15 protein-coding genes are annotated in these 18,999 nt (G+C 65.7%); 7 read left to right on the top strand and 8 right to left on the bottom strand.

Translation table 11 applies throughout. From position 1 onward, the window contains the following. Positions 1-121: 121 nt before the first annotated feature. Genes LFL96_RS04560 through hemC form a run of 3 tightly spaced genes read right to left on the bottom strand, consistent with a single transcriptional unit; the run spans position 122 to position 4,421 of the window. Positions 122-1,312, bottom strand: coding sequence for a heme biosynthesis protein HemY (locus LFL96_RS04560; RefSeq protein WP_280998510.1), 1,191 nt, complete (start codon positions 1,310-1,312; stop codon positions 122-124). A 2-nt stretch (positions 1,313-1,314) separates the two neighbouring features. Further along, positions 1,315-3,333, bottom strand: coding sequence for a fused uroporphyrinogen-III synthase HemD/membrane protein HemX (gene hemDX / locus LFL96_RS04555; protein ID WP_280998508.1), 2,019 nt, complete (start codon positions 3,331-3,333; stop codon positions 1,315-1,317). Next, the gene (gene hemC / locus LFL96_RS04550; protein ID WP_280998506.1) at positions 3,333-4,421 is read right to left on the bottom strand and encodes a hydroxymethylbilane synthase; all 1,089 of its coding nucleotides are present in this window, start codon (positions 4,419-4,421) and stop codon (positions 3,333-3,335) included. Before hemC ends, hemDX begins: the two co-directional genes overlap by 1 nt. A 450-nt stretch (positions 4,422-4,871) precedes the next feature. Between hemC and ppc the strand changes: the two genes are divergently transcribed. Continuing rightward, a complete protein-coding gene (gene ppc / locus LFL96_RS04545; RefSeq protein WP_280998504.1) occupies positions 4,872-8,123 on the top strand; it encodes a phosphoenolpyruvate carboxylase in 3,252 nt (1,083 codons plus the stop codon). Between the two features lie 84 nt (positions 8,124-8,207). On the opposite strand, the gene LFL96_RS04540 is transcribed toward ppc, so the two are convergent. Together LFL96_RS04540 and LFL96_RS04535 are read right to left on the bottom strand one after the other, a co-directional pair. Then, positions 8,208-8,528 carry a hypothetical protein gene (locus tag LFL96_RS04540; RefSeq protein ID WP_280998502.1) on the bottom strand — a complete coding sequence of 107 codons (321 nt, stop codon included), beginning with the start codon at positions 8,526-8,528 and terminating at the stop codon, positions 8,208-8,210. 135 nt (positions 8,529-8,663) lie between these two features. Then, positions 8,664-9,416, bottom strand: a complete 753-nt coding sequence (locus LFL96_RS04535; protein WP_280998500.1) for a class I SAM-dependent methyltransferase — start codon at positions 9,414-9,416, stop codon at positions 8,664-8,666. Positions 9,417-9,591: 175 nt separating this feature from the next. Between LFL96_RS04535 and LFL96_RS04530 the strand changes: the two genes are divergently transcribed. From LFL96_RS04530 to LFL96_RS04510, 5 genes are all read left to right on the top strand, one after another. After that, positions 9,592-10,401 carry a helix-turn-helix transcriptional regulator gene (locus LFL96_RS04530; RefSeq protein WP_280998498.1) on the top strand — a complete coding sequence of 270 codons (810 nt, stop codon included), beginning with the start codon at positions 9,592-9,594 and terminating at the stop codon, positions 10,399-10,401. A 274-nt stretch (positions 10,402-10,675) separates the two neighbouring features. Continuing rightward, positions 10,676-12,082, top strand: a complete 1,407-nt coding sequence (gene argH, locus LFL96_RS04525; protein WP_280998496.1) for an argininosuccinate lyase — start codon at positions 10,676-10,678, stop codon at positions 12,080-12,082. A gap of 352 nt (positions 12,083-12,434) precedes the next feature. After that, positions 12,435-12,947 (top strand): energy transducer TonB, encoded by a 513-nt coding sequence (locus LFL96_RS04520; protein ID WP_281000559.1) that lies wholly within the window; start codon positions 12,435-12,437, stop codon positions 12,945-12,947. Between the two features lie 306 nt (positions 12,948-13,253). After that, the gene (locus tag LFL96_RS04515) at positions 13,254-14,561 is read left to right on the top strand and encodes an MFS transporter (protein WP_280998494.1); all 1,308 of its coding nucleotides are present in this window, start codon (positions 13,254-13,256) and stop codon (positions 14,559-14,561) included. 267 nt (positions 14,562-14,828) lie between these two features. Further along, a complete protein-coding gene (locus tag LFL96_RS04510; protein ID WP_280998492.1) occupies positions 14,829-15,008 on the top strand; it encodes a hypothetical protein in 180 nt (59 codons plus the stop codon). Between the two features lie 4 nt (positions 15,009-15,012). Here LFL96_RS04510 and LFL96_RS04505 read toward each other — a convergent pair whose 3' ends face one another. Together LFL96_RS04505 and waaC are read right to left on the bottom strand one after the other, a co-directional pair. Beyond that, complete coding sequence (locus LFL96_RS04505; RefSeq protein ID WP_280998490.1) at positions 15,013-15,150, bottom strand: hypothetical protein; 138 nt, start codon at positions 15,148-15,150, stop codon at positions 15,013-15,015. A 519-nt stretch (positions 15,151-15,669) separates the two neighbouring features. After that, positions 15,670-16,719 carry a lipopolysaccharide heptosyltransferase I gene (gene waaC, locus LFL96_RS04500; protein ID WP_280998488.1) on the bottom strand — a complete coding sequence of 350 codons (1,050 nt, stop codon included), beginning with the start codon at positions 16,717-16,719 and terminating at the stop codon, positions 15,670-15,672. A gap of 220 nt (positions 16,720-16,939) precedes the next feature. On the opposite strand from waaC, the gene LFL96_RS04495 reads away from it, so the two are divergent. After that, positions 16,940-18,328 carry a chloride channel protein gene (locus LFL96_RS04495; RefSeq protein WP_280998486.1) on the top strand — a complete coding sequence of 463 codons (1,389 nt, stop codon included), beginning with the start codon at positions 16,940-16,942 and terminating at the stop codon, positions 18,326-18,328. Positions 18,329-18,612: 284 nt separating this feature from the next. Here the strand turns inward: LFL96_RS04495 and LFL96_RS04490 are convergent, their stop codons facing one another. Continuing rightward, a complete protein-coding gene (locus LFL96_RS04490; RefSeq protein ID WP_280998484.1) occupies positions 18,613-18,924 on the bottom strand; it encodes a YXWGXW repeat-containing protein in 312 nt (103 codons plus the stop codon). Between the last annotated feature and the right edge of the window lie 75 nt (positions 18,925-18,999).

Raw genomic sequence — 18,999 nt, 5'->3', positions numbered from 1 at the left:
TCGGGTGAACTAGAATCGCGCTTGAACAAAGCCCCAATAAAAAAACCCGGCGTTGCGCACGCCGGGTTTTTTGTTTTCCGTCTCCGCACCGAGGTCACTCGCCCGGCGCTTGAACCGTCCATCAAACGATATTCATCGCCAACGCACTCTCGCGATAGTGCTGGCTCGCCTTGTCGGTATCGCCGAGCTGTTCGTGCAGACGGGCCAGCGCACGATGCGAGCGGATCTTCAGCGTCTCGTTGTCGGCAAGCTTCAACGCGCGTTCGAGGAACGACTGCGCCTTGCCCCACAACTGCTGATGCAGGCACAGACGACCCAGCGCGAACATCAGGTCCGCGTCTTCCGGCCGATCCTTCTGCCATGCCTCGGCCTTCTGGATCAGCGGCAACGCATCGCCCGCGGTGGTGTCCGGATAGCGGCGCAACAAACGCGCGTCCCAGTTCTGCGCGAGCGCTTCCTCGACGATCTTGCGCGCGTCCTGCGGACGGTTCAGCGCGACCAGCAGTTCGGCGGCGAGATCGGCCAGACGCGGCGAATGCCGCTCGGTGGCCGACAGCGAACTCCACAGTTCCAGCAACGCATCGGCATTGTGACGGCGATCGCGCAGCAGGTTTTCCGCCGCCAGTTGCCGCAGACGCACCGCCACCGCCGGATGGATCGCCTCGCGTTTTTCCAGCGTCTTGACGAGCTTGAGCACCTCGGCCCAGTTCTTCAATTGCTGTTGCGCGCGCAACATGATCTGCTGCGCGTGAATGCGCCGCGCGCCCTGCGACTGCATCTCGGTCAGCGCGGTCAATGCGCCGTCCGCGTCGCGGCCGTCGGCGCGCATGTCGGCGGTGGCCATCAGACGCGCATCCAGCCAGTCGGCGCCGTCGATCTGCGCGAGCCATTCGTCGCGCCGCGCATATTCGTGCATGCGGTGCGCCGCGGTGGCCGCGATCAAACCGGCCGCGCCCTTGTTGTCGCCGTTCGCGAGCGCATCCTTGGCGGCCTTCTCGGCGCGCGAGAAACGCCCTGCGTACAGATTGCCGATCGCGTCGCGCAGCGCCGCATGCGCCTTCGCGACGCGCGAGCGCGCGCGGTACGCGGCCACCCGCTGCGGCATGCGCCAGATGTTGCGCAAGATACGCAGCAGCGCGTACAGCAGGATGAACAGCACCACCAGCCCGACCACGAACAGATTCAACGAAATGTCGACGCGGTACGGCGGATAGATCAACAGCACCTGACCCATGTCGAAACGTCCGACCACCGCGAGTACCACCGCGACGGCGAACAGCAGCGCGAGCCATAGAAGTCCCCGGATCGCCATGTTTAACCTCGGCCCCGGTATTGATTCACGGCTTGCAGGCTCGTGTTCAGATTCGGCAGTTCGACCGCGGCCGAACCGGCATCCACCTGCTTGAGCAGATCCTCGACCGTCTGCGTCTTCTTCGACGCATTGTCGAAGTAGCGCGTCAGCGCCGTTTGCGCGGCCTGCAGGTCGGACTTCAGCGTGGTCTGGTTGCGCGACAGCAGCGCGAGACGCGCCGACAGCAGACGCAGCTTCACGTTCTCACGCACGAAGTAGCCTTGATCCGGCGTGACCAGCATCGCATCCGCGTTGTCGATGCGACGCACCTGCACGAGGCTCGTCAACTGCTGCCCGATGCCGCTCGTCACTTCGTGCCACCACACTTTCCAGCGCGGCTCGCCGGTGGCCGCGGCCACCTTGGCGGTGTCGGACCACGTCGCGGCCTTCGGCGTGGCGTGCGCGATCGGCGCCTCGCCGGACAGCGGCAGGTTGTCGATCTGGTCGATCGCGTTGTCGAGCTTGATCGCGAGGCCGGTCAGATCCGTGGACGGCGCGGCCTTCAGTTTGTCGATGTCCTGCGCGATCGCCTTGCGCACCGTGACGGCCTGCGGGCTGTCCGATGCGGCCAGACGCGTATCGGCGCTTTGCAGCGCGAACAGCGCGAGCTGGGTGTTGCCGGTGAGCTGCAACTGCTGGCTCGCCGCCGACAGCATCTGCCCGACTTCGGCGAAGGTCCAGTCGTCGCGATTGCGTGCGAGGTCGGTGTACTGCTGTTGCAACGCCTGCTGCGCGGTTTGCGCGTCGGCGAGCTTGCCTTCCAGTTGCGCGACCTGCGCATCCGACTGATGCACCGTGGCCAGCGCCTGCTCGGTCTTCACGCGCAGATCGCCGGTCTGCGCGTCGTTCGCCTGCTGACGCTGCGCGATCTGCTGCGCCGCGCGGTCCACCTTGCGATTGAGCGCGAAGCCGCCGACGCCCGCGGCGCAGGCGATGACCACCACGACAAACCACAGCAGCGGTCCGCTCGCGCTGCGGCGCTTCTGCGCTTCGTAGGGCGTGAAGGGGGGATTCGGCGGCAACGGATGGGTCGCGGCCGGCTGAGGTGAGGCGTTCGTGGAAGCGGTCGTGTCTGTCATGCGTGATTTAGCCGGTGAATGAGCCGGATTGGACGATACCGGTTGAGCGACGGTCGGCACGGCGGCAAGCAGCGCGCGGGCAATCCGCTCGTCGCCCGCGCCGGACACCGTAATGCTATCAAAAGCCAATGCCCGCGCGGTCTGCGCGATACGCGGATGCGGCGTGACGAGCGTCGCGCGCTTGAGCGCGGCGATCTCGCCGGCGGTCAGATGCTCCTGCGCGAGTTCGTGCAGATTGCGCACGCCTTCGGAACTGGTCAGCAGCCATGCATGCGGTTGACCGGCGAGCAGCTCGTGCACGCGCGCCCAGCCGCCGATGGACGGCTCCGGCACGAGACGCCGGTAGGCCGCGACCGTCTCGACCTCGGCGCCGGCTTCGCGCAGACGCTCGGCGAGCCATTCTCGGCCGCCGTCGCCGCGTACGATCAGCACGCGCTTGCCCTCGAAGCTGGTCTCGCCGAGCGCGCCTTCGAGCGCCGCGAACAGCCCCTCGGAATCGAAGCGCGCGGTGTCTTCGTCGCTACCGGACGGCGGGCTGATCACCGTATAGGCCGGTGCCGCGACGCCGTGGCGGGCGAGCGCCTTCACGCTGCCCGGCCCCACCACGCCGATCGGCAACGCGTGCGGCCAGATCGCGCCGCTCTGCGCGAACGCCTGATCGATCGCGTTGGGCGACACGAACACGACCAGCGCGTAACGTTCGAGCGAAGCGAGCGCGGCGCGCAACGGCTCGGCGTCGAGTACCGGCGCGATGTCGATCAGCGGAAATTCGAGCGTGGCGATGCCGGCTTCGGCGAGCCGCGCGAACAGTTCGGCCGACTGACCGGCCGGTCGCGTCACCACCACGGTGAACGCCGCCGGACCGGCGCTAGCGGAGAGGTTGCCGGAGAGATCGGCCGTCATCAGTCGCCGCTCGACGCGTGGCGGGCGGCGTCGTCAGTGGTGCTGCCGGCTGCCTGATCACCGGACGCGGGGGACACGTGGGACGCGGGGGACGCGGCGCTGGCCGCGGCCGACCCAGCGGCCGGACCGCTGGCCGTGCTGAGCGCCCGCACGATCTCCATCGCGCCCTGCTGTTCGAGTGCGCTGGCCACCTGCTGGCCGAGCGCGACCGCGCGTTCGACGCTCGGCGCCGGCGCCGACGCCTGCGCGCTCAGCACGCGCTTGCCATCGGGCGTGGCGACGATGCCGCGCAGATGCAACGCGCCGTCACGCCAGGTCGCGTAGGCGGCGAGCGGCACCTCGCAACTGCCGCCCAACATGCGCGACACCATGCGTTCGGCTTCGACGGCCGCCGCCGTGTGTTCGTGATGCAACGGCGCGAGCCACGCGGCGAGGTCCGCGCGATCCGCGCGAATCTCGATGCCGAGCGCGCCCTGGCCCGCTGCCGGCAAACTGTCTTCCGGATCGAGCAATGCGCGGATGCGCTCGCCCAATCCCAGGCGCTTCAACCCGGCCGCGGCCAGAATGATCGCCGCGTAGTCGCCGCGATCGAGCTTGGCCAGACGCGTGTCCAGATTGCCGCGCAACGGCCGCACTTCGAGATGCGGATAGCGCACGCGCAGCATCGCCTCGCGGCGCAGGCTCGAGGTGCCCACCACCGCGCCGGCCGGCAGCGCGGCGAGCGATTCGTACTGATTGGAGACCAGCGCGTCGCGCGGGTCTTCGCGTTCCATGATGGTCGACAACGCGAAGCCCTCGGGCAGGGTCATCGGCACATCTTTCAGCGAGTGGACGGCGAGGTCGGCGCGGCCATCGGCGAGCGCGGCTTCCAGTTCCTTGACGAACAGACCCTTGCCGCCGACCTTCGATAACGTGCGATCGAGAATTTGATCGCCGCGTGTCGTCATTCCGAGGATTTTTACGTCACAAGATGGATATAATTTGTGCAGCGCACATCGCACATGCTCTGCCTGCCACATGGCCAGGCGGCTCTCTCGCGACGCAATCACAAGCGTGTGGGGTGGCGTAGAAAACGTCTCGGTGTTCATTAGCTTGCTGATCGAATGTCGGGATGTCATAACAAACAATGTTAGCACGCGCCCTTATGTCTCAAGGCACGGCCAGCCGCCGTGCGGGCGTGGTATCGATGGAGGAGACAGGCCTCGCGCGGCGCGCGCCTGCCCCATCCCAGGTTGTCACGCACGGTCGTTCGCGCACCGCTGCCCGGCATGCGGGATGATGCAATGCGGCGCAACCTGGACGCGCGGCCAACCCGGCCGGCGTGCAGCGCGAGCCCGACGCCCGGCTACCCTCACCGGCGTCCCGGCTCTTCGACGCTCAGAAGCATGCGACATGACAGCGCAGTGGCACAGCAGCGCCGTCGTCGTTTCGCTCTCCATCTGCGACACAGTCAGTGCTGTTTATCTTGCAGTTCGTAGTTCAGTTCCGCAGTAGCAGTTCATCACTTAACAGACCCGGCTTCCCTGAGGAAACCTATCGTGACGTCTTCCGGATCGGCGCGCCCTGCCCGCCGCAACACTGCATCGCCCACCGCCAGCACGGCCGACACCGCCGCTGCGCCCATCGTTTCCGCCGACGCCGCCGCGTCGGCACCGGCCACACGCGCGACTAAAACACCGCGCGCCGCTCAGGCCGCCAATGTGGCCAAGGCCGGCAAATCCGCTAAAACGTCCACCGCCGCGAAGGCGGACAAACCGGTGAAAGCCGCGAAGGCCGAGAAAGCCGTGAAGGCCGTGAAGGCCGCGTCGAGCGGGAACGCCGCATCGGCGTCGAAATCGGCGAAGGCCGCGACGGCGAAGAGCAAGGCCGCCGCCGGCGCGACCCAGGCGCCGGCAACTGGCAAGGCAAACGGCAAAACGCCGCGCCTGCAAGCGGTGTCGAGCGACACCAAGGTGGCCGCGCCGAAGAGCAACGGCCGCACGCGCGAAGACAAGGACCATCCGCTGTTCCAGGACATCCGCTATCTGGGACGTCTGCTCGGCGACGTGCTGCGCGAGCAGGAAGGCGACGCGGTGTTCGACGTCGTCGAGGCGATCCGTCAGACGGCGGTGCGTTTCCGTCGCGAGGACGACAGCGCGGCCGCGCAGACGCTCGACAAGAAACTGCGCTCGCTGAGCCCGGAACAGACGGTCAGCGTGGTGCGCGCGTTCAGCTATTTCTCGCATCTGGCGAATATCGCCGAAGACCGTCACCGCAATCGCCGTCACCGGATTCACGCACTGGCCGGCTCGACCTCGCAGCCGGGCACGATCGCCCACGCGCTCGAACGGCTGGTGGCCGCCGGCGCCGCCGCAACACCGGTGCTGCAACAGTTCTTCAACGAAGCGTTGATCGTGCCGGTGCTGACCGCGCACCCGACCGAGGTGCAGCGCAAGAGCATTCTCGACGCGCAGCACGACGTCGCGCGTCTGCTCGCCGAGCGCGACCAGGAACTGACGGTGCGCGAACGCGCGCACAACGAAGCGATGCTGCGGGCACGCGTCACCTCGCTGTGGCAAACGCGCATGCTGCGCGACTCGCGCCTGTCCGTCGCCGATGAAATCGAAAACGCGCTGTCGTTCTACCGCGCCACCTTCCTCGAGGAAATTCCGGCGATGTACGCGGACATCGAGGAAGCGCTCGCCGAGCACGGTCTCGACGCGCGTCTGCCGGCGTTCTTCCAGATGGGCAGCTGGATCGGCGGCGACCGCGACGGCAATCCGAACGTGACGGCCGACACGCTGGAGAACGCCATCACGCGTCAGGCCGAAGTGATCTTCGACCACTATCTGGAACAGGTGCACAAGCTCGGCGCCGAACTGTCGGTGTCGAACCTGCTGGCCGGCGCGAGCGAGCCGCTCAAGGCGCTGGCCGCCGCATCGCCCGATCAGTCGCCGCATCGTACCGACGAGCCGTACCGCCGCGCGTTGATCGGCATGTATACGCGGCTCGCGGCCAGCGCGCGCGTGCGTCTCGGCGAAGGCAGCGTGCAGTTGCGCAGCGCGGGCCGCGGCGCGGCGCCGGTGCGCGCGATTCCGTACGACGACGCCGCCGATTTCGTGCGCGACCTGCACGTGCTGATCGATTCGCTCGTCGAGCATCACGGCGCGCCGCTCGCCGCGCCGCGTCTGTCGCCGCTCGCGCGCGCCGCCGAAGTATTCGGCTTCCACCTCGCCAGCATCGACCTGCGTCAAAGCTCGGACATCCACGAAGCGGTGATCGCCGAACTGCTCAAGCGCGCGGGCGTGGCCGACGACTACGCGGCACTCGCGGAAGAAGACAAACTCAAGGTGCTGCTCGCCGAACTGGCGCAGCCGCGTCCGCTGCGTCTGCCGTATACCGAGTATTCCGATCTCGTGAAGAGCGAACTCGGCGTGCTGGAACAGGCACGCGTCACGCGCGAGAAGTTCGGCGCGCGCGCGGTGCGCAACTACATCATTTCGCACACCGAGACCGTCAGCGATCTGGTCGAGGTGATGCTGCTGCAGAAGGAAACCGGTCTGCTGCACGGCCGTCTCGGCGACGCGAACGATCCGGCGAAAGCGGGCTTGATGGTGATCCCGCTGTTCGAGACGATCCCCGACCTGCGCAACGCGCCGCACATCATGCGCGATCTGATGTCGCTGCCGGGCGTCGACTCGCTGATCGAGCATCAGGGCAACGAACAGGAAGTGATGCTCGGCTATTCGGACAGCAACAAGGACGGCGGTTTCCTCACGTCGAACTGGGAGCTGTATCGCGCCGAACTCGCGCTGGTGTCGCTGTTCAACCAGCGCGGCATCACGCTGCGTCTGTTCCATGGCCGCGGCGGCACCGTCGGCCGCGGCGGCGGTCCGACCTATCAGGCGATTCTGTCGCAACCGCCTGGCACCGTCGACGGCCAGATCCGCTTGACCGAGCAGGGCGAAGTGATCGCCAGCAAGTTCAGCAATCCGGAAATCGGCCGGCGCAATCTGGAGACGGTGGTCGCGGCAACGCTCGAAGCGTCGCTGCTGCCGCATGGCAATGCGCCCACCCAGCAGTTGCCCGAATTCGAAGCCACCATGCAGCAGTTGTCCGATGCGGCGATGGCCTCGTATCGCGCGCTGGTCTACGAAACGCCGGGCTTCAAGGAGTACTTCTTCGAGTCGACGCCGATCGCGGAGATCGCCGAGCTGAATATCGGCAGCCGGCCGGCATCGCGCAAGCTGCAGGATCCGAAGCAACGCAAGATCGAGGATCTGCGCGCGATTCCCTGGGGTTTCTCGTGGGGTCAATGCCGTCTGCTGCTGACAGGCTGGTACGGTTTCGGCAGCGCGGTGGCCGCGCATCTCGACGGCGCGCCGAGCGAAGCCGAACGTGCACGCCGTCTCGCGCTACTCAAGAAGATGAACAGGAGCTGGCCGTTCTTCTCGAACCTGCTGTCGAACATGGACATGGTGCTGGCGAAGACCGACCTCGCGGTCGCCTCGCGTTACGCGGCGCTGGTGTCCGACAAGAAGCTGCGCAAGCACGTGTTCGAACGGATCGTCGCGGAATGGGAACGCACGTCGAAGGTGCTGTCGGAAATCACCGGCAAGGCCGAGCGGCTCGCGGAAAATCCGCTGCTCGCGCGTTCGATCAAGAACCGCTTCCCGTATCTCGATCCGCTGAATCACCTGCAGGTCGAACTGCTCAAGCGTCACCGCGCGGGCGACACGAACGCGCGCGTGCGGCGCGGGATTCATTTGAGCATCAACGGGATTGCGGCGGGGTTGCGCAATACGGGTTAAGCGTTTGTCGGCGTGGTCCGCGGTTAAGGACCATCGTTAAAGACCATCGTTGAAATCTGCAGTTCAGCCGAAGCCGGTCGCGGATCAATCCGCCGCGACCGGCTTCGGCATTTCCGGCGGCCGGATATTGAAATGGATCTCGGGATGATCGCGCGCTTGAGCGGCGGCATCGCGCGCGTCCCGCTCCGCCCGGTAACGTCCCTCGAATTCGCGACGCGCCTCGCGTGACATGTTCAGCGGCAATCCATGATCGGCGCCGTCGACACCCGACGGTGGACTCATCGGGTCCGACGACACGGTGCGCGGCAACGTCGTGCCGCGTTGGCGATAGTAGTCTTGATAGCTGTCGGCTAACACGCACTGCGGCAACACGGCCGCGGCGAGACAAACCAGATGACGCAACATGATGAAGACGCTCCAGGCTTGGAAAACGAGCCGGAGCGTAACACCCGTGCCGTCTCGCGTGGCCGCGCGAGACGGCAATGCGAAAATTCGCCGCATGCTTTGCGTCATGCGCCGCGCGCCACGCGTCGTTTCACCTCACTGGGCGTCGACCATCAGCGCGTCGAGCTTGAAGGAACCGTCGTCCTGCACGTCGAAATACGCGCGCACTTCATCGGGGGCGTGCGTCCACAACGAACGGATCGCCACCACGCGCGGCTCCGGCGTGCGCATGCGCGCAACCCACGAACTGAATTCGATATCAATGCGCCAGCGCTCGCGAATCGATGCCTTGAAGCCCGCCGCTTCGAAAAACCTCAGCCATTCGTCGGCGCGGTAATCGCGGATATGCGAGCCGTCGCGCAGCACCTCGACGGCCTGCAAATGCGTATCGAGCAACGGATGATCGCTGCCCGCGATATCGATGAACAACACCCGGCCGCCCGGCTTCAACACGCGGCGCACTTCGGCGAGCGCAAGCGGCACGTCGTGCCAGTGGTGTGCGCTCATGCGGCTGATCACCCAGTCGAAGGTATGGCCGGCGAACGGCAGCTTCTCGGCGGCGCCCTGCTGCGTGCGGATGTTGGCGAGACCGCGCTCGCGCGCGGCGCCTTCGACCGTCGTCAGCATCTGTGGCGCGATGTCGTACGCGACCACTTCGTGCGCGTGCGGCGCGACCGCGAAACTCGCGTGGCCCGCGCCGCATCCCATGTCGAGCACGACCGCGCCGGGCGTCGCCGCGATCGACGTGGCCAGCGTGCGCAGGTCCGCGCCGGTCGCATGGGTTTGACTCGTCAAGTAAGCGGCGGCGGTCGAGCCGAACGCGTCGGCGACCTGATCGTGATGCTTCATGGGGAGACTCCGGTTATCGGTTATCGAGTATCGCGCAAGCGACACGGGAACGCGCTGCGCGCTGTTCCTGCCGCTACAATAGAGGCCGTCGTGTACCAGTACAAGTTAAGCAATTATTCTGGTATCGAAACCACTAGCCCCAATTACGATTCGCGCCACGCGTACACCGATCAGCATGACCACGCCCACCGCCGACCATCCGCCGCCGCTCGATGCCACGCCCGCCCGTGCGCTCGGCGAATTCATCCGCGCCCATCGCGAGCGGCTGTCGCCGCAGGCGGTCGGCCTGCCGCCCGGGCCACGCCGCCGCACGCCGGGTTTGCGGCGCGAGGAAGTCGCGCAATTGTGCGGCGTGAGCCCAACCTGGTACACGTGGATCGAACAGGGGCGGCCGGTGTCCGCATCGGCGGAAGCGCTCGCGCGAATCGCGGTGGCGCTGCAGTTGTCGCGGGCCGAGCGCGCCTATCTGTTCGAACTGGCCGCGCAACGCGATCCGGCGGAGCCCGATCCCGCCGCCGCCGATGCGCCCGCCACCCTGCTGGAAACCGTGCGGCTGGTCGACGCGCCGGCCTACGTGCTCGACCGCCAGTGGACCGCGCTCGCGTGGAACGAGCGCGCGGCCGATCTGTTCGTCGGCTGGCTGGACGGCATGCACGACCGCAATCTGCTGCGCTACACCTTCACCGAACCGGTCGCGCGCGAGTTGATCGTCGATTGGGAAACGCGTGCGCGGCGGCTCGCCGCCGAATTTCGCGCCGACTCGATCCGCCATCTGAACGACGCGCCCACCCGCGCGCTGATCGATTCGCTCAGCGCCGCCAGCGACGCGTTCACGCGTTTCTGGGCGTCGCAGGACGTCGGCGGCCGCGAGGGCGGCCGGCGCGAATTCAACCATCCGCGCGAGGGCCGCGTGGTGTTCGACCAGATCACGTTCAAACCCGCGCATCGCGAGGATCTGAAGCTGGTGGTGCTGGTGCGCGAGTAGGCGCGCAACGTGAGCGGCGTCGCTGCCAAGGCGATGCCATCCCCGCGCCGCGATATAGGCTGGCGCCTATCCCGCACCATGGCCGCCGCCGCTTCGCGCCATCCCGCCAGTGTTAAAATCGCTGTCTTTCCGCGCTTCGGCGGGTCGATCGCACGCGGCGTCGTGCCCTCGCGCCGCCGGCCGCCTCGCTGTTACCGCCGCTCAACCGCGCCGTTTATTTGCTGCTTATTTGCCGCCCAACTGCCGCTTAACCGCGGCCTAACTGCCCAACACCATGACGTCCCAACTGCACAAAAAAGGCGAAGCCTGGTCGGCTCGCTTCTCGGAGCCGATGTCGGAGCTCGTCAAACGCTATACGTCGTCGGTCTTCTTCGACAAGCGGCTGGCGCTCGTCGACATCGAGGGATCGCTCGCGCACGCCGCCATGCTGGCCGCGCAGAAGATCATCGCTGACGACGACCTCGCTGCCATCCAGCGCGGCATGGCGCAGATCAAGGGTGAAATCGAGCGCGGCGAGTTCGAGTGGCAACTCGATCTGGAAGACGTGCACCTGAACATCGAGGCGCGCCTGACCGCGCTGATCGGCGACGCCGGCAAGCGCCTGCACACCGGCCGCTCGCGCAACGACCAGGTCGCGACCGACATCCGTCTGTGGCTGCGCGGCGAGATCGACCGCATCGGCGGATTGCTCGGCGAATTGCGCACCGCCCTGCTCGACATGGCGGAGAAAAACGCGTCGACCATCATGCCGGGCTTCACGCACCTGCAGGTCGCGCAGCCGGTGACGTTCGGCCACCATCTGCTCGCCTACGTCGAAATGTTTTCGCGCGACGCCGAGCGCATGCTCGATTGCCGCAAGCGTGTTAACCGCCTGCCGCTCGGCGCCGCCGCGCTGGCCGGCACCAGCTATCCGATCGACCGTCACGCGGTGGCGAAGACGCTCGGCTTCGACGGCATCTGCGCGAACTCGCTCGACGCGGTGTCCGACCGCGACTTCGCGATCGAATTCACGGCCGCCTCGGCGCTGGTGATGACGCACGTGTCGCGCTTCTCGGAAGAACTGGTGCTGTGGATGAGCCCGCGCGTCGGCTTCATCGATCTGGCCGACCGCTTCTGCACCGGTTCGTCGATCATGCCGCAGAAGAAGAACCCGGACGTGCCGGAACTCGCGCGCGGCAAGACCGGCCGCGTGAACGGCCATCTGATCGCGCTGCTCACGCTGATGAAGGGCCAGCCGCTCGCGTACAACAAGGACAACCAGGAAGACAAGGAACCGCTGTTCGACACCGTCGACACGGTGGCCGACACGCTGCGCATCTTCGCGGAAATGGTCGCCGGTATTTCGGTGAAGCCGCAAGCCATGCGCGACGCCGCGTTGCAAGGCTTCTCGACCGCGACCGACCTGGCCGACTACCTCGTCAAGCGCGGCCTGCCGTTCCGCGACGCGCACGAAGCGGTCGCGCTGGCGGTGCGCATCTGCGCGGATCGCGGCTGCGACCTGGCGGATCTGTCGCTGGAGGAAATGCGTGCGGAACTGCCGAACGTCGCGCATCTGATCGGCGACGACGTGTTCTCGTATCTGACGCTGGAAGGTTCGGTCGCGAGCCGCAATCATCCTGGCGGCACGGCGCCTGAACAGGTGCTCGCGGCGGTGAAGGCGGCACGGGCGGCGTTGAAGTAAAACGGCTTGAAGTCGTCACGAAAAGCGAATCCATCGACGATGGGTTCGCTTTTTTTTCGTCCGCGACGCGGCACGTGAAAGCGTCGCGTAAAAAAGAAAGCCCGCACGAAGCGGGCTAAATGAAAGACTTCCACCGATGCCTCCCGAAAGAGGCCAGCAGAGTGTAGGCGTGTTTGCGCCACAAACAAATCTGCTCATATTTCAGGCTATTACAAGGTGGAGGGAGGGCCTGGGGCACGGTTAGTTGGTCAGGTCGTTCCGCTGGTCAGTCATGCATGCAGGGCGAACGCTGATTGAAACCTGGCGCTTATTGACTACCATCGAAGTACCCCGTTTCGACGCCGTCGCGACCATGCTCACCCGCACACGTCACGCTCACAGCGTTTCGGCGCTTGCTGCCGGCGCCACACTGCCCGCCCTGACGCTGACGCTTGCCCTCGCGCTGGGCGCCTGCACGTTCACGCCGCCTACCCGCCCCGTGGTCACGGTGCCGGCCGCTGCCGTCAACAGCGCGACGCTCGACCAGTATCGCGATGCCGTCGCGCGACGCATCATCGAACGCAATCCGTCGTATGTGCTGCGCGGCACGCCCCAGGCGATGCTGCGCTCGCTCGTGGTCGTGTCGTTCACCGTGGATCGCAACGGCCGCGTGGTGGAGTCGTCGGTGTATCGCACCAATGGCGACGACGAAGCCGAAAGCACCGCGCTCGCGACCTTGCGGCGCGCATCGCCGCTGCCGCAGCCGCCCGGCAAGTTACTCAACGGACGCGGCCAGCTCGAACTGTTCGAGGACTGGCTGTTCAACGACGACGGCAAGTTCCAGTTGCGCGAGCTGGCGTCGCCGCAGGCGCAGACGATCGATTGATTGATTGATCGACCGTGGTGGACATCGAAACCCGGCGGCTTGCGTGCCGCCCCTCGCGTGTTCGCGTCGCCCGTTCGCCTCGCGATTTGCCCTGGCTAATTCCCTAGGCTATTTCCCTAATATCGCCGCTTTCATCTACGAAAGCGCACCGCCGACGTTGTAAGCTGTCGCTTAGTCGCCCGAGCCGCGCGTGGCCCACCCCGCCCGGCGCAGAAGCGCACGAACCCAAACACAGATGCCGCACCCGCGCGCGCCGCTTCGGCCCACGCGACGCACGCCAGCATCGACGACATACGGAGACCTTGCATGTCCACTTCGCCGATTTCCGCGGCCCAGCCCAATGCGGCCGGGCAGAACAACAGCGCGCGGATCATTTTCGCGAGCTTCATCGGCACCGCGATCGAGTTCTACGATTTCTACGTCTATGCCACCGCCGCGGCGCTCGTCATCGGCCCGGTGTTTTTCCCGCACGGCTCGGCGACCGCTCAGGCGCTGTCGGCCTTCGTCACGTTCGGCATCGCGTTCGTCGCGCGGCCGATCGGCTCGTTCCTGTTCGGCCATTTCGGCGACCGGATCGGCCGCAAATCGACGCTGGTCGCGTCGCTGCTGGTGATGGGCCTGTCGACCACGCTGATCGGCTTCGTGCCCGGCTACGACTCGATCGGCAGCCTCGCGCCGATCCTGCTGTGCGTGCTGCGCTTCGGGCAAGGGATTGGCCTGGGCGGCGAATGGGGCGGCGCCGCGCTGCTCGCCACCGAAAACGCGCCGCCCGGCAAACGCGGCTGGTTCGGCATGTTCCCGCAACTGGGACCGTCGATCGGCTTCCTCGCGTCCAACGGTCTGTTCTTCGCGCTCGCCCTGTCGCTGACCGACGAGCAGTTTCGCAGCTGGGGCTGGCGCGTACCGTTCCTCGTCAGCGCGGTGCTGGTCGCGCTCGGCCTGTACGTGCGTCTGAAAATCGCCGAAACGCCGGCCTTCCAGGCGGCGATCGAACGCAAGGAACGCGTGAAGGTGCCGATCGCCACGCTGCTGTCGCAACACGGCCTGCCGACGCTGCTCGGCGCGCTCGCGATGGTGGTCTGCTACACGCTGTTCTACAACGCGACGACCTTCTCGCTGTCGTACGGCGTATCGGTACTGCATATTCCGCGGCCGACCTTCCTCGGCATGCTGTGCATCGCCGTCGTGTTCATGGCGCTCGCCACGCCGCTGTCGGCATGGGCGGCGGACCGCTACGGCCGCAAGCCGGTGCTGATCGTGGGCATCGTCGCGGCGATCCTGTCGGGCTTCACGATGGCGCCGCTGCTCGGCAGCGGACAGCCGCCGCTGGTGCTGCTGTTCCTCGTGATCGAGCTGTTCCTGATGGGCGTGACCTTCGCGCCGATGGGCGCGCTGCTGCCGGAGCTGTTCCCGACCAACGTGCGCTATACCGGTGCAGGCGTGTCGTATAACCTCGGCGGGATTCTCGGCGCGTCGGTCGCGCCGTACATCGCCCAGGTGCTGGCCGCGCACGGCGGATTGCCGTGGGTCGGCGCGTATGTGTCGATCGCGGCGGCCGTGAGCATGATCGGCGTGCTGTGCATGCGCGAAACGCGCGACGCGCAGTTGATGTGATGCATTGACGCGCATCCACGCGCATTGACGTGATGCACTGAAACGGCGCATCGCACCGGCGCTGACCAGCCCTCACCGGCCGCTCAAATGAAAACGTCCACGCATCTCCAGCGTGGACGTTTCGTTTTGCGCGGCATGTGCGGTAGACCCGCGGTAGACCCACGGTAGACCCGCGGTAGTACTGCTGAGTAAATTCCCTGCCTTGCGTGTCTTTTTGGCTTGCCTATACTCGACCTCAATAACCCTAAGGCAAGCAGGGAGGCCCGGATGAACATTCATCTCCACAACGCGGACATCGTGGTGATCATTGCGCTCGCGCTGCTGTGCTCGCTGCTGCTCGCCCTGCGCTTTCGCCCGGCCACATGGAAAGGCATCGTGATCGAGGCGCTGGCGGCAAACGCGGCGGCGATCACCGCGGTCGTCGCGTTTGAAATGCTGCTCGCATGAAGGCTTAGCGATAGTAGTAGCCGTGATGGTAGTAACCGTAGCCGCCGCCGTAGTAGTAACCCGGCGCCGGTGCGACGACGCAGCCGCCGAGAGCCGTTGCGAGCAGCGTGCCTGCGATCAGGCTCAGAATTAAGCGTTTCATATTGTTCTCCATCGAGTCAGATTCATTCGAGCCGAATTCCCGAATGATTCGATTGAACACGATGGCGCCTCGCGCGGGCGTTGCCATTTGTAAGGGAAGATCACGCAGGTGTTACAGGTTGCCGGCGGCAGAAAGGTCGTTGGCAACGCTAAACGCCGGATGCCCCTGTGGAAGCGCCTCGCGGCACGAAGCGACGCGCGAATCGCAAGCATTGGACGATTCGGCACTCAACGAAAAGCGACAGTTTTAACAGACGTGTAATGCATTACGCACATTGCGCAACGCCGCAATGCCGTCAGATGGCGATGCGTGCAAGTGCGCATGCGGCATATGCTGTACGTGCCGCACGTGCTGTACCTATTGGATCGGCGACGATTCCTCTCCGCCCGTTGTTCCCCGACGCGGGCGTTTTTTGGAGGCGTTACGTGGCAGCGTCCGTTTGCTCGGGCGGCTGTACGTCACGCCTCTTTTCTTTTCCGGCAGGCAAACGATTGCGCGACGGCGCGTGAACAGCGCCGTTCAGGCTGCGGCCGAACCGTGGTGAAGTTCGACTTCGTGGAGGTCGTGTTCTTGCGTCGCGTCGTGCTGCGAACCCGCGCGTTGCGAATCGCCCTGCACGTAATCGATCGCGTCGAGCGCGGCGCGCACCGACGGCACGTGCCGGCCATCGCCGATCGATGTGGAGCGCGACGGCGCCTCGATGCCGCAATGATCGGGCGATGTCGCGACAAAGATCATCACCGTGCGCTTGAGCAACGCATGCGCGAGATGGACGAAGCCGGTATCCGTGCCGACCACCAGCGCGCAGGCGTCGATCATCTGCGCGATTTCGGTGACGCTCAGCTTCGGCAGCACGGTCGAGCCGGGCACCTGCGCGGCGATCTGCTCCGCTTCGGCGCGCTCGCCTTCCGAACCCCACGGCAGCACGATCTTGAAGCCGCGCCTGGAGAGTTCGCGGCCGACGTCGACCCAATGGCCGATCGGCCATTTCTTGTCGTCTTTGGAGGTGGCGTGAAAGAGCGCCGCGACCGGCGCGGTCTCGTTGCCGAACGGTGGTTTGACCGGTGTCGGCAAACGCAGGTCGTAAATGGGCGGCCCTTCCACTTCGTAATTGAGCGCCTCGCCGGTGCTCACACGCATGCCGTGCCACGCATCGCACTGCGGACGCGGACCGAAACGGCCCGTGTACGCAAACGCGGCGCCACGCTCGCCGAGATCCCGATTCCGGTAGCCGATGCGACGCGACGACCGCGCGAGAAACGCGATGATCGCGCTCTTGTACACGCCGTGAATATCGACGATGGTGTCGTAGCGATACGCCCGCAATTCGGCGATCGACGCCGCGATCGCCTTGAAGTCGGCCCAGCGGCGCGCCTTCTTGAAGCGGCGCAACGGCGCGGACAGCACGCGGTCCACGCTCTGGCTCCAGTGCACGACTTCGGCGAACGCTTCGTCCGAGGCCCAATCCACCTGCACGCCCGGATACGCGCGCTTGATATCGGCGATCACCGGCAATGCCTGCACGATGTCGCCGAGTGAAGTCACCTTAACGACAAGGACGCGCTTCATTGAGGACCTGTTGGTTGTTCGAACGTCAAACTATTTTAGCCGACGAATGGATTTATCCTGCCCAAACTGGGCATAACGTCATCCGGTCATTAATACGGCGCATTACATCGCCCACCTTACGATAGACCACGCAACAACATTTCAAAATACTTTCCGGCATTTTTAAAGCGTCGCTGAACCCTATAATTCTCCCTTTGCGCCAGCACTCGGCTTCTTATCCATGGCCCCTCTTCTCTCTTCCGCCATCGTGCGTCGCGCGCGGCGTCTGTGGCGCCAATACGGTGTGTTCTGGCTCGGCGCAATCGCGGTCGGATTGATCGCGGTGCTGTATGCGCGCCTGATCGATTGGGGCTACGGCGAATTTCGTGCGCTGCAGCAACGGCACGTATGGGCACCGTTGATCGTCACCCCAGCGGTCGCCGCGCTCGCGGTCTGGCTCACCCGCAAATTCTTTCGCGGCTCGGAAGGCAGCGGTATTCCGCAGGTCATCGCCACCCTTCACAGCAAGCCCGCCGAATACGGCGCACGGCTGCTGTCGTTCCGCATACTGTTCGGCAAGATCGCCGTGTCGTTCCTCGCGATTCTCGGCGGCTTCACGATCGGCCGCGAAGGGCCGACCGTGCAGGTCGGCGCGGCGCTGATGTTCAATCTGCGGCGGCTCTACCCGCGCTCGAATGCGTTGATCGAACGGCAACTGGTACTGGCGGGCGCGGCCGCGGGTTTGTCGGCGGCCTTCAATACGCCGCTCGCGGGCGTCGTGTTCGCGATCGAGGAACTCACGCGCAGTTTCGAAGCGCGCGCCAGCGGCGTGCTGATCACCGCGATCATCATCGCCGGCGTGATCGCCTTGGGCTTGAACGGCAACTACACCTATTTCGGCACCATCCAGATCGGCGCGCACTTTCCCGATCTGCTGGCCGTGGCCGTGCTGCTCACCGCCATCGTCACGGGCATTGCCGGTGGCGTGTTCGGCTGGCTGCTGCTGAATACCGCACGCTGGATTCCGGCGCCGTTGCGTCAATTGCACGGCGAGCGGCCGGTGGTGTTCGCCGCGCTGTGCGGCTTCACGATCGCGGTGGTCGGGCTGATTTCCGGCGGCACGACCTTCGGCAGCGGCTATGCGGAAGCGCGCGGACTGCTGGACGGACATGAGCATCTGTCGGTGTTCTATCCGTTTCTGAAAATGATCTCGATGGTCGGCTCGTACCTGCCGGGCATACCGGGCGGCATCTTCGCGCCGTCGCTGTCGATCGGCGCGGGCTTCGGCAATCTGCTGCACATGGTGTTCGATTCGATGCAGTTGCCGATGCTGATCGCGCTCGCGATGGTCGGGTATCTGGCGGCGGTCACGCAGTCGCCGATCACGTCGTTCGTGATCGTCATGGAGATGATCGACGGTCACGCGCTGGTGATTTCGCTGATGGCGACGGCGTTGATCTCGAGCCGCGTCGCGCGCTTCTTCGCACCGCCGCTCTACGAGTCGCTGGCCGAGCGCTACATGGCGCCGCTGCCGGGTCCGGCGCCGGCACCGGTGCCCGAAGTGCCGGAGGTGGAAGCACCGGACGTCGACGCGCCCAGCCAGGAACCCGCCGACACCCCGCGTCAATAAACCACGACGCCCGGCGCGCGCACCACCACCGGCCGCGCCGGCACGACGACACAACCGGCCAGCACGACCGCCAGCATGGCGATCATAAGCAGATTCTTTTTCATCACTCGATTCCTGGAAAACGCAGGCGTGCGCCGACCCCTGACGCGCACGGCGCCTGCGTGGTTATGCATTCAAGCGGGAGAGAGAAACGGCGCGGGCGGCGATGCGCTGCGCGCCGTCCCCGTGAAGCTGGCCTGAGCGGCCTGCTGCACGGGCATCAGGCGTGACGCACGCCTCGGGACTTACGCCCAGTGACCCGGCACCCAGTGGTAATGCGGACCGTACGCATCCCAGTGGCCCGGCACCCAGTGATAGCCGACGCGCTCGGCTTGCCAGTGACCGCCGATCCACACATAGCGGCCATGGTCCCAACGCCAGTGACCCTTATCCCACACGTAGCCGACGCGCGCGGCGGGCACCACTTCGTAGCGAACCGGGGGCGGCGCCGACGGGGCGATCACCACGACTTCCTCGGCCGAAGCCGAGGCAACGGCCGCGACACCCGCAGCGACCAGCACGGTGTTGGCAAGCAGAAAACGAAAGGTCTTGTTCATTTTTTCCCTCTGTAGTTGGACACCGTTATCGGCGTTATCCATTTAATGCGCGAGGGGTCGAACTGGCTGACGTGG

Origin of the sequence: Paraburkholderia sp. D15, assembly GCF_029910215.1 — a bacterium.
GTDB lineage: Bacteria > Pseudomonadota > Gammaproteobacteria > Burkholderiales > Burkholderiaceae > Paraburkholderia.
This window is presented reverse-complemented; position numbering and strand designations above follow the sequence as displayed.

What these genes read in the sequence shown, in the direction of transcription:
- LFL96_RS04560 (WP_280998510.1), bottom strand. Translation starts at nt 1,312, where the DNA reads ATGGCGATCCGGGGACTTCTATGGCTCGCGCTGCTGTTCGCCGTCGCG.
- hemDX (WP_280998508.1), bottom strand. Translation starts at nt 3,333, where the DNA reads ATGACGGCCGATCTCTCCGGCAACCTCTCCGCTAGCGCCGGTCCGGCG.
- hemC (WP_280998506.1), bottom strand. Translation starts at nt 4,421, where the DNA reads ATGAACACCGAGACGTTTTCTACGCCACCCCACACGCTTGTGATTGCG.
- LFL96_RS04540 (WP_280998502.1), bottom strand. Translation starts at nt 8,528, where the DNA reads ATGTTGCGTCATCTGGTTTGTCTCGCCGCGGCCGTGTTGCCGCAGTGC.
- LFL96_RS04535 (WP_280998500.1), bottom strand. Translation starts at nt 9,416, where the DNA reads ATGAAGCATCACGATCAGGTCGCCGACGCGTTCGGCTCGACCGCCGCC.
- LFL96_RS04530 (WP_280998498.1), top strand. Translation starts at nt 9,592, where the DNA reads ATGACCACGCCCACCGCCGACCATCCGCCGCCGCTCGATGCCACGCCC.
- argH (WP_280998496.1), top strand. Translation starts at nt 10,676, where the DNA reads ATGACGTCCCAACTGCACAAAAAAGGCGAAGCCTGGTCGGCTCGCTTC.
- LFL96_RS04520 (WP_281000559.1), top strand. Translation starts at nt 12,435, where the DNA reads ATGCTCACCCGCACACGTCACGCTCACAGCGTTTCGGCGCTTGCTGCC.
- LFL96_RS04515 (WP_280998494.1), top strand. Translation starts at nt 13,254, where the DNA reads ATGTCCACTTCGCCGATTTCCGCGGCCCAGCCCAATGCGGCCGGGCAG.
- LFL96_RS04510 (WP_280998492.1), top strand. Translation starts at nt 14,829, where the DNA reads ATGAACATTCATCTCCACAACGCGGACATCGTGGTGATCATTGCGCTC.
- LFL96_RS04505 (WP_280998490.1), bottom strand. Translation starts at nt 15,150, where the DNA reads ATGAAACGCTTAATTCTGAGCCTGATCGCAGGCACGCTGCTCGCAACG.
- waaC (WP_280998488.1), bottom strand. Translation starts at nt 16,719, where the DNA reads ATGAAGCGCGTCCTTGTCGTTAAGGTGACTTCACTCGGCGACATCGTG.
- LFL96_RS04495 (WP_280998486.1), top strand. Translation starts at nt 16,940, where the DNA reads ATGGCCCCTCTTCTCTCTTCCGCCATCGTGCGTCGCGCGCGGCGTCTG.
- LFL96_RS04490 (WP_280998484.1), bottom strand. Translation starts at nt 18,924, where the DNA reads ATGAACAAGACCTTTCGTTTTCTGCTTGCCAACACCGTGCTGGTCGCT.